Here is a 24,824-nt window from a genome sequence, read left to right as displayed (position 1 = left end):
GCGACTGCTCGAACTCTGGACCGGACTTACTTCAGCTGGTCTTCCTTGTAGTAATGCGCGTCATCGACCAGTACCTGCTTCCAGTTGTCCTTGTTGACCAGCACCGGCGTGAGCAACTGGGTCGGAACGACCTTGACGCCGTTGTTGTAGGACTTGGTGTCGTTGATCGCGACAGGCTTGCCCTGAAGGGTGTTGTCGATCATCTGAGCGGCGGCATCAGCCAGCGCACGGGTGTCTTTGAAAACCGTTGAGGTTTGATCACCGCGGATGATGGCTTTCACGCTCGGGATCTCTGCGTCCTGCCCGGTGACGACCGGCATCTTCAGGTTGCCCGAGCTATACCCGACGCCTCGGAGCGAGGAAATTACACCGATAGCCAACTGATCATTGGCGGTGAGGACGGCATCCAGGTGAGCACTACCATTGCTGTAGAAAGCGCTCAGCAAGTTGTCCATTCGCGCCTGCGCTTGGCCACCATCCCAGTTCGGCGTCGCCGTTTGATTCAGCTCGATCTGCTTGCTTCGTACGACCAGCTTGCCGCTATCGATGAAGGGCTTGAGCACGGACATGCCGCCTGCATAGAACACGTGGGCATTGTTATCGTCGGTGGAGCCGGCAAAGATCTCGAGGTTGAACGGTCCCTTGCCCTGGTCCAGCCCCAGGTTCTTAACGATCGACTGCCCCTGCAGCGCTCCAACGCGGAAGTTATCGAAGGTGACGTAGGACTCGAAATTGCCGGAGTTGCGAATTAGACGGTCGTAGGAGATGACCTTGATGCCCTTGTCCTTGGCCTGTTGCAGGACGTCTGCCATCGTGGTGCCATCGATGGGAGCAATCACCAGGGCCCTCACGCCCTTCACCAGCATGTTCTCGATCTGGGAGAGCTGAGTGGGAACCTCGTACTGGGCGAATTGCAGATCGGTGTCGTAACCCATCTTCTTGAGCGCGGCGACCATGCTGTCGCCATCCGAAACCCAGCGCGCCTCGGTTTTCGAGGGCAGCGAAATCCCGATAGCTCCTTTCCCTGCATCGTCTTTCTTCGAGCACGAAATTACTGCGAGCGCCATGACACCGAGCGCGACCACCTTGATCAGCTTGCGCATCTTCATATCCTTTCTGTTTTTGTTGTTGTTGCGGCTATGGTTCAGATTGAGCATCGGCCGGTTGCATCAGCGCAGCAGCCGGCCGATGTGCCGACATCAGGTCAGTAGGATTTCCTGACCGTCCTTCTCGGCGGAAGCGAACATCGCCTCCAACAGCAGGTTGATGTTGTGGGCTTGCGTCGCAGGAACCTGTGACGGCTTGCCGTTGCTGTACGAATCGAGGAAGGCAGAAGCTTCGCGATCGAAGTAGACGGGATTACCGATCTCCGCCACGTCTGGGGAATAGACGGTCTTTCGGGTGGCCCAGATTTCCGGGAAGCTGGTTTCGCTCCAAGTGGTCCACCCTTCTTGATGACCATTCTTGCCGTCGTGATAGATCTTGTAGGACGCCGGCATCGGACGCGCATGGATAGACCCGTGGGTGCCGTACGCGGTGATATCCCAACTTTCGGTCCAAGGCAGCGGATCCCAGGACATGAAGTCGATGGTTACCATCTTGTCGTCATAGTTCAGAACGGCCGCGGCCGCGTCTTCACGCGCGCTTTCACTCATCTGCCCGGGGAATTTGGTAATCCGAGCGTTGAGCGACTTCGGCTTGCCGAAGTGCAGCAAGATGCGGTCGATCGTATGGCAACCAATCACATAGAAGGCCCCGCCGCGATCCCCTGGTTGCTTCATGTGGTCGCTATCCGCTTCATCGTGGGAGCATCCCGCGTGAGCACGTACCTGCAGGACCTTACCTAGCTCTCCGCTCTGGAGAACCTCCTGCATCTTTTGAATGGATGGCGCGAACCGCCAGCAGTAGCCGACCTGGAACAAGCCACCGGTGCGCTCCACTGCCTCGACAATGCGCTGCGTGTCTTGAGAGCCGCGGCCAGCAGGCTTCTCGCACAGTACCGCCTTACCGGCTTCCAGGGCCTCGATTGCCCAGTCGGCCATCAGATAGCTCTTGGGATGGACCAGAACGATATGAACGTTCGGGTCCGCCAGAATCTCTTCCTTGGTGCGCGCTTCGAGCTCCATTGCTTCGACGAAGGGTTGAAGCAATGGGCTGGAGTCGTACGCGCCCAAGAACTGAACGTTGGGGATCCGCTTGAACGCTTTCACCCGCCCGGAGGTGTGGGGATGGGTGATACCCAGGCAGGCGACGCCTAGGGTTTTGGGGGTGTGCTGAGACATGGAGCCTCCTTCAGATGTACGGGAAGGGCGTTAAACGCGAACGCGACGACCTGATTTGGCGGACTCGATAGCGCAATCGGCCAGATGCAGTGCCTTCAGGCCATCCTGGACGGTCACTGGCAGGGCGTTCCCATCCAGCAGGGCCTGGACGAAGGCATCCAGTTCGCCCTTGTAGGCCTGGGTGTAGCGCTCGAGGAAGAAGTTGAGGAGCGGATCGCGCACGTCGGTTGCATGTTGGGTCCAGCGGCGCAGAGTGGTAGGCCGGAGGTTGTCCTGCAGCAGCATGCCTTTGGAGCCGAAGACCTCGATGCGCTGGTCGTAGCCGTAGACGCTGTTGCGGCAGTTGTTGATATGGCACTGCTTACCGGATGCGGTTTGCATCTGCACCATGGCGGTGTCGTAGTCGTCGTACTTTTCCATCATATGCGGATCGACGACTCGGCTTCCCATCGCCATCAGCTCGACCGGTTCTTCACCCAGGAGCCAGCGACCGATATCCAGATCATGGATCGTCATGTCGCGGAAGATGCCACCCGAGTGCTTGATGTAGTCCTCAGGAGCAAGACCTGGATCCCGACTGGTGATGATGACTTGGCGAACTTCGCCAATATCGCCGGCTTCGATTGCACGACGCATCGCAGCAAAGGTGGTTTCAAAGCGGCGGTTGAAGGCGAGCATTACCTTGCCACCGAGGCGCTCGACTTCCTCCACGGCCGCCTGGCTTTTTGCCATATCAAGGTCGATCGGTTTTTCACAGAGGACTGCTTTGCCCTGACGTACTGCGTGCAACATCAGGTTGATGTGGGTATCAGTGGGCGTGCCGATGACAACGGCTTGGACATCGTTTCGATCGATCGCTGCAAGGCAATCGGTCATCGCATCTGCACCCAATTGCCCGGCCAGACTCTGAGCTGCACTGGCATACGGATCGGCGACCGCGATCAAGCGAGCCGATGGATTGGCAGCGACGTTTGCTGCGTGAATTTTGCCAATGCGCCCTGCGCCAAGAACCGCTATACCAACCATGTTGTTTCTCCTGTACCGCGCGTTAGCGCACGTGTTGTTTTTGAGAGATGGCCTGCTTCAGGCAGCTACTTCTGGAAAGCGGATGTTTTCGAACTGCGCCATCGTCGTCTCGAAGACACGCTTGGCAGCGACCTCGAGCGGCATGGCTCTCAGCTCTTTCGAAATGATCTCCACGCCGTAGGCGCCGGTGTAACCGCGGTCGACGATGGCTTGAATGAACGCAGCGGTGTTCAAATCTCCCTCACCACACAGCTTGCGGTGATGGGTGGAGTCATTGAAGAAGTCACCAACCAAGGTGGCGTCGGCATCGTTGAGCTCAACCCCCTTGATCAGATCAACCGGGATCTTCGCAATCTCGTCGTAGCTCATACCGCCGCGTGCTACGTGCCAGGTGTCGACGAGAACACCGCCGTTTGGACGCACCCCCTGAGTTACCGCCAGCGCCTTATCGATGGTGTTCACACTGGAGAAAGGTAGAAACTCGAGCGCCACATCTACGCCATAGGCAGCTGCCTTGTCGCACCACACGGCAAACGCCTCGCGCATTACGGGTACGTCGGGATCACCCTCCTCGAACAGCCCGCCTGCGCCTTTGATACGGGTAGCGCCGAGCTCGCCAGCGATATCCAGCAGCTGATCACGGATGTTGTCGGAGAACGCCCTGCGCTCGCCTTGGAGATGCCAGTCGACAAGAAACTCGACTTCACGATGGGTGATGCCGTTATCGTCGAAGATTTTCCTAACAGTCGACATGCCTTGCTTCTGCACAGCGCTGACAATGTCTTCGAAGACCAAGCCCATACCCTTCCAGCCGGCTTTGGAGGCTGCCTCAGCGCGTTGCTGCAGGGAGTAGGGGCTGATTTCACTGGAGGCACCTGGGTAGGTGTCGCCGGCGATAGTCCAGTAGGAAGCGATCAACTCAACATTGTTCTTGTTCATTTGCATTTCCGTGTTTCGAATGGACAGACGTTCGTCCGCCAAAGGGGCTCAGAGAGGTTCAGCTGGGATTGAGATTCGGTGAGGCAGTATGCCTACCGATTCGAGAGGCGGCAGGTCGGCCTCTTGGGAACGCATCAGGATAGGTCGATGCATCGGTGTCTCCAGTCATTGTTCTTATCTGGTTGATCCGGAGTCTAGTTTCTCTCTTTTCAGGAAAAAACCTATAGTAATGGGATACAGCTTCCCACCTAGCGGGAAAATTACATGGATCCATTCAAAGAGATTGAGGTGTTTGTCGGCGTCGCAGACGCAGGCAGCATCAGCAAGGCAGCCGAAAATCTGAAGCTTTCCGTGTCTGCCACGAGTCGTCATCTGATGGCATTGGAGTCGCGTCTGGGGGTACGGCTGGTGCAGCGCACCACCCGTCAGCTATCACTCACGGAAGTAGGGTCTGAGTTCTATCGTCGGACGAAGTCAGTTCTGGCGGATGTGAGAGAAGCCGAAGCCGTGGCTCGGGAAGCAGTCGTCAAACCGAGCGGTGTTCTTCGGGTGACGGCCTCACTGTCGTTCTGCCTACTCCACATAGAGCCGCTCCTGCCGGAGTTCATGGCGCGCTATCCCGAGATAACGGTCGACATCGTAGCTGCCAACCGTTATCTGGACGTCATGGAAAACAATGTCGACGTGGCCATTCGAACTCGTCAGTTCGAAGCGGACAACAACCTCACCATTAGGCGACTTGCAGAGACAAGGCGGGTGCTAGCAGCATCGCCGGCCTACCTGGAGCAGTATGGAACCCCACAGACACCATTCGACCTGCTCAAGCACAAGCTGCTGATTTACGACTACGCCTTGAATCCTAACGCGCTGCCCTTCAAGAGGCGCGGCGAGGCAACCACGGTGGAGGTTAGGCCGTTCATTTCAACGAACGACGGCCAGATCGTTCTGCGAGCAGCACTGCACGACATGGGAATCCTGGTCCAGCCCAAGTACATCGTCTACGACGCGCTAGTCAAAGGCGACCTCATACCTGTCCTGGATGACTGGGATCTGCCGAGGCTGACAATGAATATCGCTTTTCAAACCAGACGGCACATGCCGGCCAAGGTGAGGCTCTTCATCGAAGCGCTAGCCACTCGGTTTCGTGACAACAACTACGAGCGTCTATGGACACAGTGATCGCGATAATTTCAAAAATGGAATAAAGATTTTCATTTTGTTCGTTTAATAGCCAAATCAGAAAATATAGGCTCGTTTAAACACGAGTCGTGATCGGTTGCCGGATGGCTACCATCATTCTTTGAGGCGGCTATGCACCCAGAACAAGAAACAGCCCAGCACATTCGCGAGCTTGAGCGTCAACGCTACGAGGCCATGGTGGAGGGAGACTGCGATGCCTTCCAGCGCCTTGCCCATCCTCGCCTGCTATACATCCACACCAGCGGCCTAGTCGACACTCTCGAGAGCTATCTAGAGAAGCTTCGTAGCGGCTATTACGACTACCACAACATCGATCATCCGATCGAGCATCTCGAAATCGACCGTTTGTGGGCGTTCGTCGTGGGTGAAATGAACTGCGCCATGAGCGTGAATGGTCACGCCAAGACGCATCACAACCGGGCTGCGGCTACCTGGATCCATACCAATGGTGAATGGAAGCTACGGAGTTACCAGGCTACCCCTCTCAAATAACATCGGCCTGCGGCCGGAGATGTACTTCCACGACCAGAGGAATCTCACAGTGGCATCTAAATTTTTTACCTATACAGGGCTGCCTGCCCGCGTTGTTTTCGGCAGAGGTGCACTACAGCAGCTCGAGAGCGAAATCGATCGGCTCGGTGCTCGACGGGCGTTGGTTCTTTCGACCCCGGAACAACGCGATCAAGCTGAACGTGTTGCTGCGCAGCTTGGGGATCGCGCTGCTGGCGTCTTCGACAAGGCCGTCATGCACGTGCCTATCGAGACAGCGAGAGAGGCCCGGCAGGTTGCAAAAGAATTGGATGCAGACTGTGCAGTCGCTATCGGCGGCGGATCTACTACTGGGCTTGGTAAGGCCATTGCGCTTGATTCTGGCTTGCCCATTCTCGCCATTCCGACAACCTACGCGGGCTCAGAAATGACCCCAGTCTATGGGCTCACTGAAAACGGGCTGAAGAAGACGGGAAAGGACATCAGAGTCCTTCCGAAAACGGTCATCTACGATCCAGAGCTTTCGGTCTCTCTACCGGTAGGATTGTCGGTCACCAGCGGGATGAACGCGATCGCGCATGCCGCTGAAGGACTCTACGCCCAGGATGGGAACCCGGTCATGTCATTGATGGCCGAGGAAGGTATTCGTGCGATGGCTGAAGGATTACGACGCGTCGTTCGATCTCCCGACGACCTCGATGCGCGCGCTGACTGCCTGTACGGAGCATGGTTGTGCAGCCTCGTGCTGGGGAACGTTGGAATGGCGCTTCATCACAAGCTCTGTCACACGCTTGGGGGTAGCTTCAACCTTCCACACGCTCCAACGCACACCGTGGTTCTGCCTCACGCAATCGCCTACAACGCCGAGGCCGCTCCTGAAGCCGCCGCGCGGATCGTTCGAGCACTCGGAGGTGACCAAAACTCGGCTGGCGCCGCGCTCTATGACCTCGCCAAAGAACTACAAGCGCCGACAACGCTGGCTGAGCTAGGCCTGACGGAACCCGACTTGGATAAAGCGACCGACATCGCCCTATCCAACCCTTATTGGAATCCACGCCCGATCGAACGCGACGGCATCCGTGGATTGCTACAGAACGCTTTCCAGGGCGTACGTCCCGCGTAGCGGGGGCTTGGTGTTTCCCTCGGCCTAGCCCACTCGCTAGGTCGAGGGCCTTTTATCTGGTCCAGTACCGCTCGTATTCGTTCCGGTGGAAGTGGTCGGTCAAAAAGTCGATAAACAAGCGGGTCTTCGCAGGCATGAATCGCCGATTCTGAAAGGCAAGGTTGATGGTCAGCTGTGGCAGATGCCAGTCATCCAGCACCGGAATTAGACGCCCTGCAAGCAGATCGTCGTAGATGATGTATTTGGGCTGAACCAGTATCCCCGCACCAGCCAATGCTGCTGCTCTGACGATCTGGCCATCATTGCTTTCCAAGCTAGGCTGGACCTTGACCGTAACCGATCGATCCTCCTGGGTGAACTCCATGATGTTCGGATGATTGGCATGGCTATAGATCAACAGCTCATGCTCAACCAGGTCCTCTGGTGTACGTAATTTGGGTCGGGACAACAGATACCGTGGTGAGGCAGCCAGTACGCGACGTGTTGTGGCCAGCTTGCGGATAGCGATATTCGAGTCTGCCTCGAATTCCCGGGTGCGGACAGCGAGGTCAATCTCGCTATCCATGATGTCGTAGTATCGATTCGCACCGATCAGCTTCATCTGCAGCCCAGGATGCCGCCGTTGAAATTCGGGCACCAATGGAGCCAGGTGCAGCATGGCAAATGAGATCGTTGCCGTGACAGTGAGGGTTCCTGTCGGCTCGACCATACTGGCGTTGACCGATGCCTCGGCCTCGCCCAGCTCGGCTAGAACTGCCTTGCACCTTTTATAGAAATCGTGGCCCGTATTGGTGAGAGACAGGCGCCGCGTATTTCGCTCGATCAGCCGGACGTTTAGGCGCGCTTCCAACGCCGCCAGATGACGAGTCGCTGCCGCATTCGAGATATCCAACCGCTCGGCCGCCTTGCTCAGGGTTCCCAGCTCCGCGGTGTAGACGAATAGCTCCAGCTCGAGGAATCGGTCCAAGGAAGAGTCACCTCGTCAGTTTTTCTTATTTGAAATAAAGAATTCCGTTTGTGGGGTTTTATTCCACAAACGAGCACTTTAGCTTAAACAAATTGCTGTTGAAAGCGGCTGGCCTTCGTGAAGGCTGCCAAGCGAAGCAACACGCCTAACAAGTCCAAGGAACATGCGTAATGCGAAATCTTGATGAACAAACCATCACGCAGGCAGTGATCGCCCGCAATGCTGAGACGCCCGATGCGCGCCTTCATGAGGTCCTCACCTGCCTCGTCCAGCACCTTCACACCTTCGCTCGTGAAGTGCAGCTCACCGAAGCTGAATGGGAAAAGGGCATCGAATTTCTTACCGCCGTCGGCCAAATCTGCTCTCCGACTCGGCAAGAGTTCATCCTTCTCTCGGATACGCTCGGGTTGTCGACATTGGTGACTGCGCAAAACCACAAAAAGCCTGCTGGATGTACTGAAGCCACCGTCTTCGGCCCCTTCCATGTGGCCAGCGCTCCCATCTTTGAGCTTGGCGAAAACATCAGCGCTGAGTTGGAAGGCACTCCTTGGTTCGTCAGAGGCACCGTCAAGGGCATTGACGGAGAAGCTATTCCGGGCGCCGAGATAGAAGTCTGGCAGGCTGACGACGCAGGGTTCTACGACGTTCAGAAGGACGGCATGGACCACTATGAAGGTCGGGGCGTACTAAGGGCAGATAGCGAGGGGCACTATCACTTCCAGACCATCGTGCCTGAGGCATACCCCATCCCCCATGATGGGCCGGTAGGAAAGATGCTCCAGGCGCTCAACCGACATCCGTGGCGACCGGCTCACCTTCACTTCATGATTTCGGCTCCTGGTTATGAGCGTTTGGTTACCCATGTCTTCCGGGAAGGTGGTGAGTATTTAGATTCTGACGCGGTCTTTGGCGTGCGCTCTTCGCTTATTGCAGACTGGGTTCAACATGAGCCCGGCGTTACCCCTTACGGTTTCGAAAGTAACGAGCCATTTTATACGCTCGACTTCGGCTTTGTTCTAAATAAAAAGACCCACTAAGCGGGTATGCCACCCGCCCGGAGCACCTATGTCGAGCATCAAGCACATCGTCATGTGGAATTTACAAGGCGAAAACGCAACAGAGCGATCCCAAAATATAGAAAAGCTGAAAAATGCCTTTGAAGGCATTCGCGATCTGATACCTGGGCTACGCACTCTTGAAATCGGGGTCGATATCAGTCGGATCGACTATGCATGCGATGTGGTTCTGTACTCGGAATTTGATTCGATGCAAGCTCTTGCGGACTATGCCATTCACCCAGCTCATTTGCGCGTCAGAGAAGAGCTGGGGAATCTGCGCATCGCCAGGCACCAAGTCGATTACGTTTCTTAGGGGGCTCAGTAAGTAGTGCAGAAACTTCCAATCGGCCGACTCTCAACGCCACCTGAGAACAAGGCCGAGTGGCTCACATATTTGACCTTGCAGCAGGCCACGCGCTTTGTTCAGGAGGAACGAGCCCAGCCAGACCTATCGATGCCATCCCTCAGGGTACTTGCATCATTCCAATAATTAGATCCTGGTGAGGAGTTCCACTTGATTTCCAACATCATGCAAGCAGCTACGGGCGAAAAAACTCGCCGAAATCATTCAGGCCGGCGCTTAGTTTTTATCACTGTTCTCGTCGCTACTATGGGTGCTTTAGCCTTCGGCTACGACACAGGTATTATCGCGGGAGCCTTGCCGTTCATGAGCCTGCCAGTTTCGCAGGGCGGTCTCGGGCTTACCTCCTTCACCGAGGGGATAGTCGCGTCTTCTCTTATTGTAGGAGCCGCCATTGGCTCGCTGGCGTGTGGCTACGTTTCTGATCGATTCGGTCGTCGAACCACTCTGCGCCTCCTATCCGTCCTCTTTGTGATCGGTGCCATCGGTACAGCCTTGGCGCCAAACGTCATAGTCATGACCATCATGCGTTTCGTCCTTGGGATAGGCGTAGGCGGTGGTTCGGCCACAGTGCCCGTTTTCATCGCCGAGATCGCCGGCCCATTGAAGCGTGGTCGCTTGGTAAGCCGCAATGAACTGATGATCGTTACGGGGCAGCTGCTTGCCTATGCGCTGAGTGCGCTGCTGGCCTATCTCTTCCATCAGTCTGGCATCTGGAGGACGATGCTAATCATCGCCATGGTTCCAGGCGTGTTGCTGTTCCTCGGAACATTCCTCTTACCCTCGTCACCTCACTGGCTGGCGTCGAAGGGCCGGATCAAAGAAGCGGAACAGGTGCTTCTGAAGCTACGCGACACGCCCGAAGAGGTGCGTCGGGAAGTAGAGGAAATGCGAGCTCACGATAAGGCAGCAAAACATCGGCCGCCGGCAAAGGAGTTGCTTCAAGAACGATGGGTAGTGAAGTTGCTGTGCATTGGCATCGGCCTTGGCTTCGTCTTGCAGTTCACTGGCGTCAATGCGTTTATGTACTACACCCCAATCATTCTAAAGACGACGGGGCTTGGGACTAATGCAGCGTTGACCGCCACAATAGGTAATGGCGTCGTCTCTGTCATCGCAACCATGCTTGGTATCTGGGCTATTGGCCATGTGGGGCGGCGGCACCTGTTGATGCTAGGCTTGGTAATCGTTATTCTCGCTCAAATAACGCTTGGCGCCATAATGCAATTGCTTCCACCCAGCCCTGTGCAAAGCTGGGCAGCACTGGCTACGATTTTGACTTTTTTGTTTTCCATGCAGATGTGTATCTCTCCAGTGTACTGGCTACTAATGTCGGAGTTATTTCCCAATAGCGTCCGCGGGATACTGTCTGGGGTGGCGGTGTCCTCACAGTGGCTGTTTAATGCTCTGGTCACTTTCTTGTTTCCAATGTGTTTGGGCTATTTCGGCGAGAAGACATTCTATGCTTTTGCTGCCTTGAATGTACTGTCATTGATTTTTGTAATAAGCTGCCTTCCTGAGACAAAGGGCAAGTCATTAGTCGAAATCGAGAGGGTAATGAGGAAAGAACTATAGTTAGTATAAAGTTGCCGTTTACTCAGCTCCTGCACTGGTGTAGGAGCTGATATGAAAACCACATAAATAAAAAATACAAGCAATAGCCAAACTCAGCCTGCACTTTAGGAAGCATCGCCTAACACCGCAAATTTCTATGTGTCAGGGAGCGGCAAGGCTGTCAGGCAAAATATTTTATTAATTTATTTTTTTGAAGAACTTCGGTGAACGTCTATCGTTAGGCTTCAAGGGAAACCTGCACCAAGTCTTATCAATTTAATTTGCTGGGACCTTCATTTTTTCAACGAGGTTCAAGAGTACTGCTTTCACGGCCTGCGCAGGAACTGAAAGTGGCAAGTGGTCAGATAGACACAGAGTGAGGGGGGCTTGTATTTCTGGATGAATGATTTTCGCAAGATGGACTCGTCTAGTCTCCTGCATAGCGCGGGCGGCTGATTCCGGGAGAACTGTCGCACCAAAGCGCTGAGAGATTGCAGTTGATAGAGTAGTGGCAGATTCAATTTCAGCAATTACTCGGATATTACATCCGGCACGGACGGCTGCTTCATCGACAAGCTGCCGAATTATATTATAAGGGCGGGGTAGAAGTAGATCCAAAGCGGCTGCATCAGTGAAGGTCAGCTCCTCCCTGCCTGCGATGGCAGGATCGGCGCTGACGAGAAAGAGTTGTTCGCTCACCAGAGGTGTAAACGAGAGGCCATGTAGCTCCCGCCCGCCATAGAGCACGGCCATATCCATTCGCCCATTCATAATGAGCTCGCTTAGCGTCGTACCGAAGTTTTCGTTCAGGTACAACACGATACCTGGATGAGTCGCGCGCACGTGCTGCAATAGCGGCACGGCTAATGCAGACGCGGCCGTGCCCGGTGCGAGGCCGACTGATACTTTTCCAGATAGCTGGTGCCCGGTAGAAGTGACGTCGCTGAGTGCCTGCTCACATTGGCGGAGGATAAGCTGGGCATGAGCATAGAGCGTTTTGCCTGCATCGGTTGGGGTTACACCCCTTTTTGTACGGATGAGTAGTTGTTGCTTCATCTCCGCTTCAAGGGTTACCAGCTGCTGGCTGAGTGCTGGTTGGGCGATGTGCAAGATATCGGCGGCCTGGGTCAGGCTACCGACATCAACGATTTTGACGAAGTACTTTAGGCGACGGAGGTTCATAGTGGATCTCTAGAGTCTTGCCAACTCTCAGCAATCGTCAGGCCAGCTCTGGTATTGGTGGTTCGCGTAGCGGTAGATCTATTTTAGTGAGTAATAAAGGGTCGGGAGAGGGCGTTAATGCGTTCATTGCATCATTTTGGTGCAATTTAAATGACTAGCCATAAGGCGACCTTATCCATCCAGAGGGAAGTTGTCTTTTGTCTCATAGCGTGGTTCTCGTAACGTAAGGGTGCGTAGTGGGGCCTTCGTCGCGCTTTTCGAACCTATCCTTTGAGTCAGCTATGAACGTTTCCGAGCCGCATTCCCTGACGTTTCGCCAAGCGCTGCTTGCGATGCTCGGCGTGTCCTTAGTGTTGATGCTGTCCGCTCTGGACCAGACGGTCATTGGGAACGCGCTACCAAGCATCGCTAATCAGCTGCAGGGGTACGAATACTATGCTTGGGTCGCTACTGGTTACCTGCTAACGTCTATCGTCACTATCCCTATCTTCGGCCGTTTGGGCGATTATTACGGTCGTAAGCCCTTCGTCATGGCAGCTACGGTGCTGTTCACCCTCGCCTCTATACTTTGCGCCCTGGCGCAGGAAATGTGGGTGCTGGTGATAGGACGTGCGCTGCAGGGTATTGGCGGCGGCATGCTAGTCGGTACCGCGTTCGCCTGTATTCCCGAATTATTTTCCGATACCCGCCGACGACTACGCTGGCAAATGCTGCTGAGCACCCTGTTCAGCGTGGTGAATGCGCTGGGCCCAGGCATCGGCGGCTATCTGACCGGCCACTTCGGCTGGCGCTCGGTCTTCTGGCTTAACCTACCGTTCGGGCTAGTGGCGCTTTTCTTCGCCTGGCGCTATCTGCCTTGGTACCGGCCGCAGCGGCGAGGCGCGATCCGCCTCGACTGGCTTGGCGCGCTTCTGATCGTCGTCATACTGGGCAGTTTGCAGTTGCTGGTAGATCGCCTGGGCCGAAGCGGCTTGGCGCTCACACTTGGTTTGGCGCTGTTGTGTCTGCTGGCGACGGCCGCGCTCGTCTGGCAGGAGCGGCGCAGCCATCACGCTTTGCTGCCGGCGGCGCTCTTTGCCGATCGCCGGATCAATCTGCTGTTCGTGTTGGCGCTACTGGCAGGCGGGGTGATGTTCACCCTGCTGTTCTATCTGCCGCTGCTACTGCAAGGAGGATACGGCTACTCCCCGGCAACGGCGGGCCTGCTGATCACACCGCTAGCGTTGAGCATCACCGTTGGCGCCCTGATTAACAATCGGGTCATGATGGCGTTGGCCAACCCTAACATCCTGCCGTTGCTAGGCTTTAGCGTTTTGCTGACGGCCTGCCTGGCCCTGTCCGTGATCGGCGCGAATGCATCGTTCGAAGGGCTGCTGCTGCTGATTCTGGGGGCGGGGACCGGGCTAGGCTTCGTGTTGCTCAACCTGACGGTGTTCACACAAACGCTGGCTGAACGCCAGTACCTGGGTATCGCGACGGCTTTGCAGCAATCGTTGCGGCTCGTGGGCGGGCTGATCGGCACCGCCCTGATGAGCACCCTGGTGAATCTACTATACGGCTATTTTCTTCGGGCCCGACTGGCCGCCGACGGCCGAGACGCAGCCTATGCGACATTGCGCGATCCACAGGTCCTACTGAGCCATGCCGGACAGCACTCACCGGAGCTGCTGAGACTGGCCCAAGGCGCGCTCGTTCAGGCGATCGATGTCGGCCTGCTCGGATGCGCGCTGGCGGGGTTGGTAGCGGTCGTGATCTTGCGCCGCCTACCGGCCGTCGACCTGCACGCCCGCCGGGCCGGTGCATCATCCTAGCGGCCGGCCGCTACCCTCCCGCCCTTTTCTCGCCCACTAGGACACCCCCCGCCCATGGCAAGCTACTTTTCGTCCCCCCCGGCTTTGGTGCCCCTTTGGCAGACGGCTGAGGACCAGGTCCGACTATCCATGATCGGTTCGCGCGCCTTCTTGCTGGAGGCACCGGGTGGCCTGGACCTGCCGAGCCAACGGCGGATCTGGGCACTGACCCAGAAGCTGAAGCCTCGCGAGGACATCGCCGAACTCATTCCCGGTATGACCAACCTGCTTGTAGTGCTCAAGCGTACGCCGGCCTCCGTGGATTCGGTGGCGCGCGAGTTGCAACGGTACTGGGCCGAGGGCGGCGAATTGGGGCAGCCAGGCCGGGTGATCGAAGTTCCCACCTGCTATGGCGGTGAACATGCAATCGACCTGGCTGCGATCTGCGACTTCACCGGGTTGAGCGATCATGAGGTCGTCCGCCGGCATCACCAGGGTACGTACACAGTCATGGCGCTGGGCAGTGCGCCGGGTTTCGGCTACCTCGGTGGCCTGGACGCGAGCATCCATGTGCCTCGCAAGAAGGTGCCCTCGCTGCGCATGCTCAAGGGTACCGTGACCATCGGCGGCCCTCAGACGGGAATCTCCGCACTCACCGGACCCAACGGCTGGAACGGCTTAGGGTTTGCCGAGCTAGAGGTGTTCGACCCGACCGCAGAGCGTCCTGCGTTACTGGCGCCTGGTGACCAAGTACGCTTTTTACCCGAGAGGATCGAACTATGATCGAGATACTGGCCACTGGTGCACTGAACACCGTGCAGGACCTTGGGCGTGAGGGGTATCGCGACATCGGGGTGAGCTTGAGCGGCGCCATGGACCCCCTGGCGCTGCGGATCGGTAATCTACTGTTGGGCAATGCTCAAGGCTGCGCGGCCCTGGAGCTACAAACGTTTCCAGTCACTCTGGCGTTCACCACGGACGGTTGCATCTCCCTCACTGGTGCAGATTGCCGGGCGCGGCTCGACGGCCGCCTGTTACCGCCTTGGTGGGCGCTGCCGGTCAAGGCGGGCCAACGTTTGGAGTTGGGCTATCCTCGTAGCGGCGCCCGTGCCTATCTGGGAGTGCGTGGCGGTTTCGACGTGCCACTGGTGCTGGGCTCGCGTAGTACAGCGCTGCGTGGCCACTTCGGTGGCCTGGGAGGACGTCCCCTCCAGCGGGGTGACCGGCTGGCGGCTTTGCCAGCGCCTGCGCTCAGCTTACCCAAGGAAGGTCTGGGCGTGGCGCCGCCCGAGGTTGCGCTGGGCGGGCTTTTTCCACGCCTGGACGATGGTACGCTGCTGCTGCGCGCCATTCCTGCCGGCGAGCACGATCTTTTCGAGGCCGTCGCGGAAGGCTTCTGGAACCAGACATGGAAGATCTCCGCTCAGAGCGACCGTACCGGATTTCGTCTGTCCGGCACGCCGTTGGTGGCCAAGCGACCGATGGAGATGCGCTCCTACGGCCTGATGCCGGGCATCGTTCAGGTGCCGCCGGCCGGCGAGCCGATCATTCAGCTCAGTGATGCCAACACGGCTGGTGGCTATCCCAAGGTTGCCGGGGTGATCGAGGTGGATCTGTGGCGTCTGGGTCAGGCCCGTATCGGTAGCGGTATTCGCCTTCAACCGGCGGATACTGGAGTAGCGCTGGACGTGGAACAGGGCCTGGATGACTACCTGTCGGGTCTGCGACGGCAATTGGGTCGCTATGTCGACCTGCCGCTATCCGCCTGACGGCTAAGGGCTTTCGCGAAGAGAGAACCCAATCCCACGGCGTCGCGAGACACCTTGGGGTTAGGCCGTCACGATGCGAGGTGCCGAGCGTTCGCTTGTGTAAAAAGTTGAGAAGGTAACAAGGTAAGCGGTTGATAGGCGGAGCGATCCCGGACGCGGCCCTTTGCAGGTGCCGCATCCGGGAGGGGAACGGTCAGCGTAGCTCGGCGCAGAAGGTGGCGATGCGATCGCAGCCTTCATGCAAGACGTCCAGGCTGGTGGCGTAAGACAGCCGAAAATGCGGACTCATGCCATAGGCCGCGCCCTGCACCGTCACGACCTGGTGCTCATCCATGAGCGCCATGACGAAGTCGGTGTCGCTGTCGATACGCCGTCCGCCACGGCTGGTCTTGCCGAGGAGCTGGGAAATGTTCGGGAACAGGTAGAAGGCACCTTCGGGCTTATGGCACGTCACGCCTTCGATGGCTCTGAGTCGCCCGAGTACTAGATCGCGGCGTTGCTGATAGAGGGCGGCACGCTCCTTGAGCAGTGTTTGTGGGCCTTCCAGGACGGCTATAGCGGCCGCTTGCGTGAGGGTGCAAACCCCCCCCGCGTTCTGGGTGTTGACGTTACCGATAGCCTTGATCAGGTCACTGGGGCCGCCGCAGAAACCCAGGCGCCAGCCGGTCATGGCATAGGCCTTGGAGACGCCATTGACGGTCAGGGTGCGGTCGTACAACGCCGGTTCCACCTGGGCCAGGGTACAGAACTCGAAGTCATCGTAGATCAGGTGTTCGTACATGTCGTCGGTCATGATCCACACCTCGGGATAGCGCAGCATGACCTCGGCGATGGCGGCCATCTCGGCGCGCGAACAGGCCGCACCGGTAGGGTTGTTCGGGTAGTTCAGCAACAGCCATTTGGTTTTGGGGGTGATCGCCGCCTCCAAATCCTCCGGGCGCAGCTTGAAACCGTTGGCCTGATGGCAGGGAATGGCCACCGGTACACCTTCGGCGAAGCGGACGATGTCGGCGTAGCTGATCCAGGACGGCGTTGGAATGACCACTTCGTCGCCGGGGTTGAGGGTGGCGAGCATGGCGTTGAAGATGACCTGCTTGCCGCCACCCGCGGTGAGAATCTGGTCGATCGGGTAGTCGACTCCGTTGTCGCGCTTGAACTTCTCGCGAATGGCGGTGCGCAGCCGAGGGGTGCCGTTGACCGGAGGATACTTGGTGTCGCCGGCCGCCGCGGCGGCGTACGCCGCTTCGATGGCATGCGCAGGCGTGGGGAAGTCCGGCTCGCCCGAGGACAGGCCGACCACCTTGATGCCCTGAGCGGCGAGATCGCGGGCTTTTTGGGTCATGGCGACGGAGGCGGATACCGAGACGTTCTTCAGGCGATCAGCTGTAGCGGGCATAGTCCGTATCTTCATGGTTGCGGAAGGCACCGCCAAGGATAAGAGAGCCGTTGGCACCGCCTCCAATAGCCCTTCGCTGTGGGGGCATAATTAAAAGGCATGGTTACGTCCGAACGGTCTCGATGGCGGAGCACAAAAAGCCGAAGGCGCGCAGGGCGCCTTCGGTAAGACAGGGGGCGTGGAGCGACGCCACCTGCGTCGACCTCACTGCGCCGAGCCACCGCCGGTCTGCTTGATCAGTGTCAAGGCTTCTTGGCTCGTCCGCTGGCAATTCTGGTAATCGCCAGCTTTCTGGTAGCTCTTCGCCTTGGCGATGAGTTTGGTCACTTGCGGCGACTGCTGTTGGTTGCCCAGGCTGCCGGACCGGGTGGTCAAGGCTTGGTCGTCGAGCTTTTGCAATTGCAGGGCGCATTGGTCTTCGGCCAACGCTTGGCCGGCGACCAGCAGCAGGCCCGTCAGAATCAAGAATCTACGCATCTTCGCTACCCTCTGTATGGATAAAAGCCCGATCGGCAAACCGTAGGAGGGAGGCCTTATTCCAAAGGTTCGAATTTGAGTTCCTCAAGCTTCTGCACCCGCTCTTCGCGGACCATCTTGTACTCGGTATTCGGTCCTATCCATTTGGCCCATACCCGGTCGATCTCGCCGGCTTGGTCCATGGCCCGCAGGGCGGCATTGACCTTTTCCAGCATCGCAGGCTCATTCTGCCGCATCCCGACACCGATCGGCTCGAGCGCCAGCGGCGCGGAGACGATACCCAGGTCGACCCCACCCTGTTTGGCCTGAGCGACTAGCTTCTTGGCCGTCATGGTGTTGGTGACGACGCCCAGCACCTTGTTCTGCTGCACCGCAAGGTAGGCCGATCCCGTGTCCTGGAAGGTCACCGGGTTGGCACCGATCAGCCGGATGGACTGTTCGGACGTGGAGCCTTTGGTCGCGCTCAGACGCTTCTCCTTGAAGAACTCCAGGGGCTTTTCGGCCAGCGGCGCCTTGACCACCAGCATTTCCTTGGCGACGTAGTAGGGATCGCTGAATTGGATCTGCTGGGCACGGGTCTTGGTATAGGCTAGGTTGGCGATGACCACGTCGACCCGGCCCATCTTGACTTCCGGTACCCGCGCTTCACCCGACAGCGGCTTGAGCGCCACCTCCACGCCCAGCTGTTTGGCAAGAGCCGTGCACAGGTCCACGTCCATGCCTTCAAGCGAGCGGGTGCTGGGGTTGGGCGAGGAAAAGGGTGGAACGTCGGAATAGACGCCGCAACTCAGGCTCTTGCGGGCTTGAATGTCAGCCCATTGATCGGCCTGGGCCAGAGCGGAGAATAGGGGGGTAACGGACAACGCCAAAACGGTCAATTTCAAGCGCATGTAACGATCCTCAGGAAAGGTAGGGCAGCGACAGGGCGCAGGAGATCGCGCGTTGCTTTGGATGCTCTAGGGGCATTTCAGTGAGAGCGCAGGTCCGAGATGAAACGCTGCGCCCGTGGATGCTGCGGTTGGCTGAAAAAAGCGTCTGGCGTAGCTTTTTCCAGAATCTTGCCAGCGTCCATGAACCAGATGACGTCGGCCACTTCGCGGGCGAAGTTCATTTCGTGCGTCACGCACATCATGGTCATGCCATCTTTCGCCAGGCCGCGCATCACGTTGAGCACCTCACCCACCATCTCTGGGTCCAGGGCGCTGGTGGGTTCGTCGAACAGCATCACCGGCGGATCCATCGCCAGGGCTCGGGCGATCGCCACCCGTTGCTGCTGGCCGCCGGATAGCTGCGCCGGGTAGGCGTCCGCCTTGTGCGCCATGCCCACCCGGTCGAGCAGTTCCAGGGCCCGCTTCTTGGCGGCCGCCGCTCGGAGGCCACGGACCTTGGTCGGTGCCAGAACGATGTTGTCGACCACCGACAGGTGGGGGAAGAGATTGAAGCTCTGGAAGACGAAGCCGATGCGGCTGCGCAAGCGATTGAGGTTCGCGTCGGTGCCGTGGATGTCCTGGCCGTCGAACAGGATCTGTCCACCTTGGATACCCTCCAGGCGATTCACCGTACGGATCAGGGTCGATTTACCCGAGCCCGAGGGGCCGCAGACGACGACCACTTCCCCCCGGGAGATCTCGGCGTTGACGCTGGTCAGCGCCTGGTACTCGCCATACCACTTCTCGACATTGGCAAATATGATCATGGGATTCATGGAGCGATCACCTAGGAGACTCTGAAAGGGAGGCGGTGCCGGCGGGCGTCGGCTGGCCGGTGCCGCTGCTCTGACCTGCCCGTTTGCGGGCGATGCGATGTTCCATGGCCGTCGCCACGCGACTCAGGCCGTAGCAGAGGCAGAAATAGGTCAGTGCCAGGATGGCGTAAACCTGGAAGGGTTTGGTGAGCAGCTGGTTGTTGACCTGGTTGGCCGCGAAGGTCATTTCCTGGACGTTGATGATGTAGCCCAGCGTGGTTTCCTTGATGATGGAGACGAATTGGCTGATCAGGCTCGGCAGCGCGTTGTACAGCGCCTGCGGCAGGATGACCCAGAGCAGCGTGCGGAAGTAGCCGAGTCCCAGCGCGCGCGACGCTTCCATCTGTCCAGCGGGTAGCGCCTGGATCCCGCCGCGGACGATCTCGCTCAGGTAGGCACTCTGATAGATCACCAGGGTGCAGAGCATGGTAGTGAAACCACTGATGTTGCGACCGATGAGGAGGGGTACCAGAAAGTACGTCCAAAAGATCACCATCAGCAGCGGAATGCCACGCAGCACATAGACCCAAACCGTGGCTGGAAGGCGTACCAGGCGATAGGGCGAGATACGGGCGACGGCCAGCATCAGGCTCAGTGGAAACGCCAGGAGCAGCGCCAGCGCGGACAGGATCAGGGTATTCAGCAGGCCGCCCAGCGGACCTTCCGGGTACTGACCGATGAGGAACAGCGCCCAGTTGTCGTAGAGGATGTTGAACATGTCCAACATGGGATTACCTCACCCTTGCCCGTTCGAAGCGCCTTGCGATCAGTGCCCCTATTCCCATCAGCACCAGTGAGAAGGCGAGATAGGCCAGGGTGGCCACCAGATAGGTCTCGAACGTGCGGAAGGTGTAGTTCTCGACCTCGCGTGAGGCATAGGTCAACTCGACAACACCGATGGCCATCGCCAGGCTGGTGTTCTTGAACAGCAGCACGGTGTGGTTGATCAGCGAGGGGAGGGCGTTGCGCACGGCTTGCGGAAGGATCACGTAACGCATCGAGCGCACGTAGTTCAAGCCGAGCGCGCGAGCTGCCTCGTTCTGCCCACTGGGCAGGGCGCGCAGGCCCGCCCGCAGGTCCTCAGAGAAGTAGGCGGCCTGGCACAGGCCGAGGGCAATCACCGCGAAGAGGAATTCGGTACTGTAACCGGCCAACCAGAGTTGCATCCACTCGGGGAGCAATGTGGGAATGCCGAAATACCAAAGCATCAGCTGGACCAGGGTTGGAACGTTGCGGTGGTAAGCCACATAGGCGGCGACCAGACCTTCTGCGACGCGTGCCCGGGTTAGGCGGACTGTGACCAGCAGAAAGGCCAACCCCATGGCCAGCAGCCAGGCGTATAGCATTAGCTGTAGCGTCAGCTCACCGCCCTGAATAAGCAGCTGACCGTTTTCGCCGCTGAGGATTGGCCTCAGGTCAAAATTTTCCAGCATAAGAAAGCCCTACGGGAAGGGTGGCGGCAGCATGCGAAAGGAAGATAATGTTCGGCGGCCTATCCGGCGGGATGGCCGCTCTCATCAAGATGGGATGTCAGCTGATTTGCGGCCGAGTAGTCTGCAGGCCGCCTGGTACTTGCAGGGTCGGTGTGATCTCCATGTGTCCGATGTTCATGGCGATGGGAGCTGCGATGGCGAAAGCGATGGCATCGGCGATGTCGCTGGCTAAAGGCAGTTCGTAACCCTCTATGTATTTTTTGTGCGAAGCTTCTGGGTCACCGTGCACATGGGCGAAGATGTCGGTCGCCACCCGGCCAGGACAAATTTCGGTCACCCGTACTCGCTTGCCGAACACGTCGATGCGCAGGTTCCGAGAGAGCATGCTTACTGCCGCCTTGGTGGCGTGATAGGTGGTGTTGCCGCCGAAATTGTAGGCTCCGGCGATGGAGCTGATGTTAATCACGTGACCGCGATCGCGGATCACCATTCCGGGTACCAACAGGCGTGTTAGGTGCAATACGGCGCGCAGGTTGACGTCGATCAGGGCGTCGATGCCCTCTGCGTCGGCGGCGAGGATCGAACCGGGTCGATCAACCCCAGCGTTGTTGACCAAGATGTCGACATCAATACCGGCCAGCGTCTTCGTCAGCGCTTCAAGGTCGGCTACGTCCACAGGGTGCACCTCGCAACCGGTACGCTCGCGCAGAACTGTCAGTTTGTCTGCGCTACGTGCAAGGGCGTGGACCTTGAGACCTTCGCGGCAGAGACGCTCCACAGTGGCGGCACCGATCCCGGAGGAGGCGCCGGTCACCAGCGCGGTACGGTAGTCGGAAAACGGCATGTCAAAGTCCTCGTCGAACGGTCCCAGGGCGGGATCCGAGAATGCGGTAATAGGTCAAACGTTAAATCGCCACGCCCGACATGGCTAAGAGGGTTTGGCTGTGTGGCGATAAGCGCGGCTTATAATGGATATTGCCGATCAGGCCACCAACTGCGACAAGGGCACGATCTCGCCACCGCCGTTCTCGATCTCTTCGCGGATACTCCTTGCCAGCTCGACGGCGCCCGCTGTATCGCCGTGCAGGAGAATGGATTGCGCTGGCATGGCGATGCGTTCGCCGGTATAGCAGGTCACGCTACCCTCATCGAGGAACTGCCGAACGCGAGCCCGCACGCGCTCGGAATCCTTGATAACCGAGTCGGGCAGACTGCGCGGTACTAGTAGGCCATCACGGTTGTAGGCGCGATCTGCTAGAAAGGTAGTAGCGATGCGCAGGCCATGGCGTCGCGCCGCCCCTTCCAACGCCAGACTGGTGGAAGAGCTTAGGATCAGCCCAGGATCGAAGGCTGCCACCGCGGCCACCAAGGGCTCGGCAAGCTGTGCATCGGCGGCCGCCATGTTGCCCAAGGCGCCATGGAAGCTCATATGGGTGACCCGGTGGCCAACGCTCGCGGCGATACCGGCGAGAGCGCCTAGCTGATAAATGACACAGGCGGTCAGCTCTCCGATATCCATCTGCAGGGGACGCCGCCCGAAGCCCTGTAGATCGGGAAAGCCCACGTGGGCACCCAGGTCGATACCGCGCTGTAAGGCCAGCCGAGCGGTATTCGTCATAATCAGCGGATCGCCAGCATGAAAGCCGCAGGCGACGTTTGCGGAGGAAAGGATCTGCATGAGGGCGGCATCCTCGCCCATGGTATAGGCGCCATAACCCTCGCCAAGGTCCGCGTTGAGATCGATGCGCATCGCGATTGCTCCTGTCTATTCAATAGTCGGTCGTGCTGGCCAGCAGGGGCGTGCCGTAGTCGACCAGCTGCCCGTCCGCCACAAGATAGGCACCCAGGGTCCCGTCGACCTCCGCAATCACAGGCAGATAGAGACCGCCTACTGCTAGAAGGCCTACGTAGTCGCCAGCCGCTACTGAATCGCCGGTCGCGGGCTGGATATCCGGCCGCGCCGGATGACGAGCGTGGAAGTGGCCGCAGGATGTGGCGCGTGCCAGAGTCTTCGGCGCCGTGGCGTCGGGTGCCGCCGTCGGTTTACTCGGGCGCGGCGCCGCACTTTTGGGCGCTCGTACCAGACGGACGTAGCAGGACGGGGTGTCGAGCCGCAGCTCGGCCAGGTCGGCCTCTTGCAGCCAGAGGGCGAGGCGGCGCAGGCTAGCAATGTTCATGGCGTCATTCCTGGGCGCGACGCTGGTCCAACCAGCGTTCTAGGTGGTGGATGTCGACGCCGCCGGCGCGGAAGGCCGGGTCCTCAAGGATCTCCCGATGCAGCGGCACATTGGTTGCGATGCCCGACACCTCCAGCTCGGCCAGGGCGGTGCGCAGGCGGGCGAGCGCCTGGTCGCGGGTGGCGCCGTGGACGATCAGCTTGCCGATCATCGAGTCGTAGTAAGGCGGTACCCGATACCCGGCGACCACGTGGGAGTCCACCCTCACGCCCATGCCGCCGGGTGGGTTCCAATGGGTGACCACGCCGGGATTAGGGACGAACGTCCGCGGATCCTCTGCATTGATCCGGCATTCCAGGGCGTGACCCTGGCTGCGGATCGCCGCCTGCTCCAGCGTCAGCGGCTCTCCCTGGGCGACGCGGAGTTGCCACTCGACGATATCGATTCCGGTAGTCATCTCCGTCACCGGGTGCTCTACCTGCAGACGGGTATTCATCTCGATGAAATAGAACTCGCCGTCCTGGTAGAGGAACTCGAACGTGCCCACGCCCCGATAGCGAATCTGTCGGCAGGCGGCGACGCAGCGTTCGCCGACCCGCGCCAGGGCGTCGGCGGCGATACCGGGCGCCGGCGCTTCCTCGAGCACCTTTTGGTGGCGACGTTGCAGCGAGCAGTCGCGGCTGCCCAGCCATACCCCGCGACCATGGTTGTCGCACAGCACTTGGATTTCCACGTGCCGTGGGCGGTCCAGGAACTTCTCCAGATAGAGTTCTGGATTGCCGAAGGCGCGTCGTGCCTCTTCACGGGTTACGGCGATCGCTTGCAGCAGGTCCTGCTCGCGTTCCACTACGCGCATGCCCCGCCCACCTCCGCCCCCGGCCGCCTTGACGATCACTGGATAGCCGATTTCGCCGGCGATGGCGAGGCAGGCCTCCTCGGCGTCAGGCAAGGCCCTGTCAGGACCTGGCACACAAGGCACTCCGGCCTCGCGCATGGCGCGTTTGGCTGCCACCTTGTCGCCCATGCGGCGGATGCAGGCGGCGTCAGGACCGATGAACGTCAGGCCGGCGGCTTCGACCGCGGCGCTAAACTCGGCGTTCTCCGAAAGAAAGCCGTATCCCGGATGGACTGCCTGGGCACCGGACGCCAGGGCGGCATGAAGGACGGCGGTTTGATTCAGATAGCTAAGGCCCGGCGTGGCCGGACCGATGCACAGGGCTTGGTCGGCCTGCCGCAAGTAGGCGGCTCCGGCATCGCCCTCAGAGTAGACCATCACCGTGCGCAGGCCGAGTGTGCGGCAGGCGCGGTGAATGCGCAGGGCGATCTCGCCACGGTTGGCAATCAGAACGTTTTCGAAAGCGGTCATGCCGAGGCCTCGGGGGCGCGCAAGGAGAACAGGGGCTGATCGGCTTCGATCTCCTGGCCCGGCTCGGCCAGGATGCGCTCCACCACCCCGGCGTACGGGGCCTTCACCTGATGGAACATCTTCATGGCCTCCACGAGGCAGAGCATGGCACCGGCGGCTACGTGCTGACCTTGGGTCACGAAGGGCGGTTCGTCCGGCGAGGGCGTCAGGTGCAGAACGCCGTACAGTGGTGCGCGGACCTCGGTGATCGCGGCCTCTACCGCCGCGAGCGGTGCGGCGACCGAGGTCGCCGGCATCGCCGCGGCGGGTTTTGCCACCGGCGGCGCGTCGGTGGTGCGAGGCAGCGCCTCCGCAGTGGCCTTGCGTTTGATCGTGAGGGTACTCCCCCCTTCACTAAAGGTGAGTTCGCCGAGATCGGAATCGGCAAGTAGGTCGATCAACTGCTTGATGCGCTGTTCATCCATCGAAGGTCTGCCGTATCGAGTGGCTGC

26 protein-coding genes are annotated in these 24,824 nt (G+C 59.0%); 9 read left to right on the top strand and 17 right to left on the bottom strand.

All coding sequences use genetic code 11. The annotated features are described in order from the left end of the window. Nucleotides 1–26: 26 nt before the first annotated feature. The 4 genes from chvE to FSV73_RS18085 all read right to left on the bottom strand — a co-directional run bounded on the left by chvE (nucleotide 27) and on the right by FSV73_RS18085 (nucleotide 4,247). Entirely contained in the window at nucleotides 27–1,103 is a 1,077-nt protein-coding gene (gene chvE / locus FSV73_RS18100) for a multiple monosaccharide ABC transporter substrate-binding protein (RefSeq protein WP_222119456.1), read from the bottom strand. Nucleotides 1,104–1,199: 96 nt separating this feature from the next. After that, nucleotides 1,200–2,282 (bottom strand): Gfo/Idh/MocA family protein, encoded by a 1,083-nt coding sequence (locus FSV73_RS18095; RefSeq protein WP_145009350.1) that lies wholly within the window; start codon nucleotides 2,280–2,282, stop codon nucleotides 1,200–1,202. 30 nt (nucleotides 2,283–2,312) lie between these two features. Further along, nucleotides 2,313–3,308, bottom strand: coding sequence for an inositol 2-dehydrogenase (gene iolG, locus FSV73_RS18090; protein WP_144962088.1), 996 nt, complete (start codon nucleotides 3,306–3,308; stop codon nucleotides 2,313–2,315). Between the two features lie 57 nt (nucleotides 3,309–3,365). Then, nucleotides 3,366–4,247, bottom strand: a complete 882-nt coding sequence (locus FSV73_RS18085; RefSeq protein WP_145009347.1) for a sugar phosphate isomerase/epimerase family protein — start codon at nucleotides 4,245–4,247, stop codon at nucleotides 3,366–3,368. Nucleotides 4,248–4,511: 264 nt separating this feature from the next. Here FSV73_RS18085 and FSV73_RS18080 point away from each other — a divergent pair, with 264 nt between their 5' ends. The 3 genes from FSV73_RS18080 (at nucleotide 4,512) to FSV73_RS18070 (ending at nucleotide 7,059) form a co-directional block, all read left to right on the top strand. Beyond that, nucleotides 4,512–5,426, top strand: coding sequence for a LysR family transcriptional regulator (locus FSV73_RS18080; protein WP_145009345.1), 915 nt, complete (start codon nucleotides 4,512–4,514; stop codon nucleotides 5,424–5,426). Nucleotides 5,427–5,558: 132 nt separating this feature from the next. After that, nucleotides 5,559–5,939 (top strand): nuclear transport factor 2 family protein, encoded by a 381-nt coding sequence (locus FSV73_RS18075; protein ID WP_145009343.1) that lies wholly within the window; start codon nucleotides 5,559–5,561, stop codon nucleotides 5,937–5,939. Between the two features lie 19 nt (nucleotides 5,940–5,958). Beyond that, a complete protein-coding gene (locus FSV73_RS18070; RefSeq protein ID WP_145009340.1) occupies nucleotides 5,959–7,059 on the top strand; it encodes a maleylacetate reductase in 1,101 nt (366 codons plus the stop codon). A 52-nt stretch (nucleotides 7,060–7,111) separates the two neighbouring features. Here FSV73_RS18070 and FSV73_RS18065 read toward each other — a convergent pair whose 3' ends face one another. Then, complete coding sequence (locus FSV73_RS18065) at nucleotides 7,112–8,026, bottom strand: LysR family transcriptional regulator (protein ID WP_145009337.1); 915 nt, start codon at nucleotides 8,024–8,026, stop codon at nucleotides 7,112–7,114. A gap of 170 nt (nucleotides 8,027–8,196) precedes the next feature. Between FSV73_RS18065 and FSV73_RS18060 the strand changes: the two genes are divergently transcribed. The 3 genes from FSV73_RS18060 to FSV73_RS18050 all read left to right on the top strand — a co-directional run bounded on the left by FSV73_RS18060 (nucleotide 8,197) and on the right by FSV73_RS18050 (nucleotide 11,020). Then, nucleotides 8,197–9,063 (top strand): intradiol ring-cleavage dioxygenase, encoded by an 867-nt coding sequence (locus FSV73_RS18060; RefSeq protein WP_145009334.1) that lies wholly within the window; start codon nucleotides 8,197–8,199, stop codon nucleotides 9,061–9,063. A 28-nt stretch (nucleotides 9,064–9,091) separates the two neighbouring features. Then, nucleotides 9,092–9,397 carry a Dabb family protein gene (locus FSV73_RS18055; RefSeq protein ID WP_145009331.1) on the top strand — a complete coding sequence of 102 codons (306 nt, stop codon included), beginning with the start codon at nucleotides 9,092–9,094 and terminating at the stop codon, nucleotides 9,395–9,397. 201 nt (nucleotides 9,398–9,598) lie between these two features. Continuing rightward, a complete protein-coding gene (locus FSV73_RS18050; RefSeq protein WP_437179297.1) occupies nucleotides 9,599–11,020 on the top strand; it encodes a sugar porter family MFS transporter in 1,422 nt (473 codons plus the stop codon). A 255-nt stretch (nucleotides 11,021–11,275) separates the two neighbouring features. Here FSV73_RS18050 and nac read toward each other — a convergent pair whose 3' ends face one another. Beyond that, nucleotides 11,276–12,181, bottom strand: coding sequence for a nitrogen assimilation transcriptional regulator NAC (nac, locus tag FSV73_RS18045; RefSeq protein ID WP_145009328.1), 906 nt, complete (start codon nucleotides 12,179–12,181; stop codon nucleotides 11,276–11,278). Between the two features lie 281 nt (nucleotides 12,182–12,462). Here nac and FSV73_RS18040 point away from each other — a divergent pair, with 281 nt between their 5' ends. From FSV73_RS18040 to FSV73_RS18030, 3 genes are all read left to right on the top strand, one after another. Then, nucleotides 12,463–13,992, top strand: a complete 1,530-nt coding sequence (locus FSV73_RS18040) for an MFS transporter (protein ID WP_145009325.1) — start codon at nucleotides 12,463–12,465, stop codon at nucleotides 13,990–13,992. Between the two features lie 129 nt (nucleotides 13,993–14,121). Next, nucleotides 14,122–14,754, top strand: coding sequence for a 5-oxoprolinase subunit PxpB (pxpB, locus tag FSV73_RS18035; protein ID WP_222119455.1), 633 nt, complete (start codon nucleotides 14,122–14,124; stop codon nucleotides 14,752–14,754). Then, the gene (locus FSV73_RS18030) at nucleotides 14,751–15,740 is read left to right on the top strand and encodes a biotin-dependent carboxyltransferase family protein (protein WP_145009319.1); all 990 of its coding nucleotides are present in this window, start codon (nucleotides 14,751–14,753) and stop codon (nucleotides 15,738–15,740) included. Before pxpB ends, FSV73_RS18030 begins: the two co-directional genes overlap by 4 nt. A gap of 193 nt (nucleotides 15,741–15,933) precedes the next feature. On the opposite strand, the gene FSV73_RS18025 is transcribed toward FSV73_RS18030, so the two are convergent. The 11 genes from FSV73_RS18025 to accB form a co-directional block, all read right to left on the bottom strand. Then, complete coding sequence (locus FSV73_RS18025) at nucleotides 15,934–17,136, bottom strand: pyridoxal phosphate-dependent aminotransferase (RefSeq protein WP_145009316.1); 1,203 nt, start codon at nucleotides 17,134–17,136, stop codon at nucleotides 15,934–15,936. Between the two features lie 204 nt (nucleotides 17,137–17,340). After that, the gene (locus tag FSV73_RS18020) at nucleotides 17,341–17,613 is read right to left on the bottom strand and encodes a hypothetical protein (RefSeq protein ID WP_145009313.1); all 273 of its coding nucleotides are present in this window, start codon (nucleotides 17,611–17,613) and stop codon (nucleotides 17,341–17,343) included. 56 nt (nucleotides 17,614–17,669) lie between these two features. After that, nucleotides 17,670–18,503, bottom strand: a complete 834-nt coding sequence (locus FSV73_RS18015; RefSeq protein WP_145009310.1) for a transporter substrate-binding domain-containing protein — start codon at nucleotides 18,501–18,503, stop codon at nucleotides 17,670–17,672. Nucleotides 18,504–18,580: 77 nt separating this feature from the next. Continuing rightward, a complete protein-coding gene (locus tag FSV73_RS18010) occupies nucleotides 18,581–19,309 on the bottom strand; it encodes an amino acid ABC transporter ATP-binding protein (protein WP_186309272.1) in 729 nt (242 codons plus the stop codon). A gap of 16 nt (nucleotides 19,310–19,325) precedes the next feature. Continuing rightward, on the bottom strand, nucleotides 19,326–20,084 hold the full coding sequence (locus FSV73_RS18005; protein ID WP_145009303.1) for an amino acid ABC transporter permease: 759 nt from the start codon (nucleotides 20,082–20,084) through the stop codon (nucleotides 19,326–19,328). 4 nt (nucleotides 20,085–20,088) lie between these two features. Continuing rightward, nucleotides 20,089–20,790: an amino acid ABC transporter permease gene (locus FSV73_RS18000; protein ID WP_145009300.1), complete on the bottom strand. Its 702-nt coding sequence runs from the start codon at nucleotides 20,788–20,790 to the stop codon at nucleotides 20,089–20,091. 97 nt (nucleotides 20,791–20,887) lie between these two features. Then, a complete protein-coding gene (locus FSV73_RS17995) occupies nucleotides 20,888–21,634 on the bottom strand; it encodes an SDR family oxidoreductase (protein ID WP_145009296.1) in 747 nt (248 codons plus the stop codon). A gap of 138 nt (nucleotides 21,635–21,772) precedes the next feature. Beyond that, on the bottom strand, nucleotides 21,773–22,540 hold the full coding sequence (locus FSV73_RS17990) for a LamB/YcsF family protein (protein ID WP_145009293.1): 768 nt from the start codon (nucleotides 22,538–22,540) through the stop codon (nucleotides 21,773–21,775). A 19-nt stretch (nucleotides 22,541–22,559) separates the two neighbouring features. Then, nucleotides 22,560–22,967 carry an acetyl-CoA carboxylase biotin carboxyl carrier protein gene (locus FSV73_RS17985; RefSeq protein WP_145009291.1) on the bottom strand — a complete coding sequence of 136 codons (408 nt, stop codon included), beginning with the start codon at nucleotides 22,965–22,967 and terminating at the stop codon, nucleotides 22,560–22,562. A gap of 4 nt (nucleotides 22,968–22,971) precedes the next feature. Continuing rightward, nucleotides 22,972–24,333 (bottom strand): acetyl-CoA carboxylase biotin carboxylase subunit, encoded by a 1,362-nt coding sequence (accC, locus tag FSV73_RS17980; RefSeq protein ID WP_145009288.1) that lies wholly within the window; start codon nucleotides 24,331–24,333, stop codon nucleotides 22,972–22,974. After that, nucleotides 24,330–24,797, bottom strand: a complete 468-nt coding sequence (accB, locus tag FSV73_RS17975; RefSeq protein ID WP_145009285.1) for an acetyl-CoA carboxylase biotin carboxyl carrier protein — start codon at nucleotides 24,795–24,797, stop codon at nucleotides 24,330–24,332. The genes accC and accB overlap by 4 nt, the downstream gene beginning before the upstream one ends. Nucleotides 24,798–24,824: the final 27 nt, after the last annotated feature.

Source organism: Pseudomonas oryzihabitans (assembly GCF_007665395.1).
In the GTDB taxonomy this organism is placed as follows: domain Bacteria; phylum Pseudomonadota; class Gammaproteobacteria; order Pseudomonadales; family Pseudomonadaceae; genus Chryseomonas; species Chryseomonas psychrotolerans_C.
Note: the sequence above shows the minus strand (reverse complement) of the source record. Positions and strands in the feature narration are given on the sequence as shown.

Excerpts from the sequence above, each read along its gene's own strand:
- FSV73_RS18020 (WP_145009313.1), bottom strand. The coding sequence starts at position 17,613 with ATGCGTAGATTCTTGATTCTGACGGGCCTGCTGCTGGTCGCCGGCCAA.
- FSV73_RS17995 (WP_145009296.1), bottom strand. The coding sequence starts at position 21,634 with ATGCCGTTTTCCGACTACCGTACCGCGCTGGTGACCGGCGCCTCCTCC.
- nac (WP_145009328.1), bottom strand. The coding sequence starts at position 12,181 with ATGAACCTCCGTCGCCTAAAGTACTTCGTCAAAATCGTTGATGTCGGT.
- FSV73_RS18015 (WP_145009310.1), bottom strand. The coding sequence starts at position 18,503 with ATGCGCTTGAAATTGACCGTTTTGGCGTTGTCCGTTACCCCCCTATTC.
- FSV73_RS17990 (WP_145009293.1), bottom strand. The coding sequence starts at position 22,540 with ATGCGCATCGATCTCAACGCGGACCTTGGCGAGGGTTATGGCGCCTAT.
- accC (WP_145009288.1), bottom strand. The coding sequence starts at position 24,333 with ATGACCGCTTTCGAAAACGTTCTGATTGCCAACCGTGGCGAGATCGCC.
- FSV73_RS18030 (WP_145009319.1), top strand. The coding sequence starts at position 14,751 with ATGATCGAGATACTGGCCACTGGTGCACTGAACACCGTGCAGGACCTT.
- FSV73_RS18025 (WP_145009316.1), bottom strand. The coding sequence starts at position 17,136 with ATGCCCGCTACAGCTGATCGCCTGAAGAACGTCTCGGTATCCGCCTCC.
- FSV73_RS18070 (WP_145009340.1), top strand. The coding sequence starts at position 5,959 with ATGTACTTCCACGACCAGAGGAATCTCACAGTGGCATCTAAATTTTTT.
- FSV73_RS18040 (WP_145009325.1), top strand. The coding sequence starts at position 12,463 with ATGAACGTTTCCGAGCCGCATTCCCTGACGTTTCGCCAAGCGCTGCTT.
- FSV73_RS18005 (WP_145009303.1), bottom strand. The coding sequence starts at position 20,084 with ATGTTGGACATGTTCAACATCCTCTACGACAACTGGGCGCTGTTCCTC.
- FSV73_RS18010 (WP_186309272.1), bottom strand. The coding sequence starts at position 19,309 with ATGATCATATTTGCCAATGTCGAGAAGTGGTATGGCGAGTACCAGGCG.
- accB (WP_145009285.1), bottom strand. The coding sequence starts at position 24,797 with ATGGATGAACAGCGCATCAAGCAGTTGATCGACCTACTTGCCGATTCC.
- FSV73_RS18060 (WP_145009334.1), top strand. The coding sequence starts at position 8,197 with ATGCGAAATCTTGATGAACAAACCATCACGCAGGCAGTGATCGCCCGC.
- chvE (WP_222119456.1), bottom strand. The coding sequence starts at position 1,103 with ATGCGCAAGCTGATCAAGGTGGTCGCGCTCGGTGTCATGGCGCTCGCA.
- FSV73_RS18075 (WP_145009343.1), top strand. The coding sequence starts at position 5,559 with ATGCACCCAGAACAAGAAACAGCCCAGCACATTCGCGAGCTTGAGCGT.
- FSV73_RS17985 (WP_145009291.1), bottom strand. The coding sequence starts at position 22,967 with ATGAACATTGCTAGCCTGCGCCGCCTCGCCCTCTGGCTGCAAGAGGCC.
- iolG (WP_144962088.1), bottom strand. The coding sequence starts at position 3,308 with ATGGTTGGTATAGCGGTTCTTGGCGCAGGGCGCATTGGCAAAATTCAC.
- FSV73_RS18000 (WP_145009300.1), bottom strand. The coding sequence starts at position 20,790 with ATGCTGGAAAATTTTGACCTGAGGCCAATCCTCAGCGGCGAAAACGGT.
- FSV73_RS18095 (WP_145009350.1), bottom strand. The coding sequence starts at position 2,282 with ATGTCTCAGCACACCCCCAAAACCCTAGGCGTCGCCTGCCTGGGTATC.
- FSV73_RS18085 (WP_145009347.1), bottom strand. The coding sequence starts at position 4,247 with ATGAACAAGAACAATGTTGAGTTGATCGCTTCCTACTGGACTATCGCC.
- pxpB (WP_222119455.1), top strand. The coding sequence starts at position 14,122 with ATGATCGGTTCGCGCGCCTTCTTGCTGGAGGCACCGGGTGGCCTGGAC.
- FSV73_RS18055 (WP_145009331.1), top strand. The coding sequence starts at position 9,092 with ATGTCGAGCATCAAGCACATCGTCATGTGGAATTTACAAGGCGAAAAC.
- FSV73_RS18080 (WP_145009345.1), top strand. The coding sequence starts at position 4,512 with ATGGATCCATTCAAAGAGATTGAGGTGTTTGTCGGCGTCGCAGACGCA.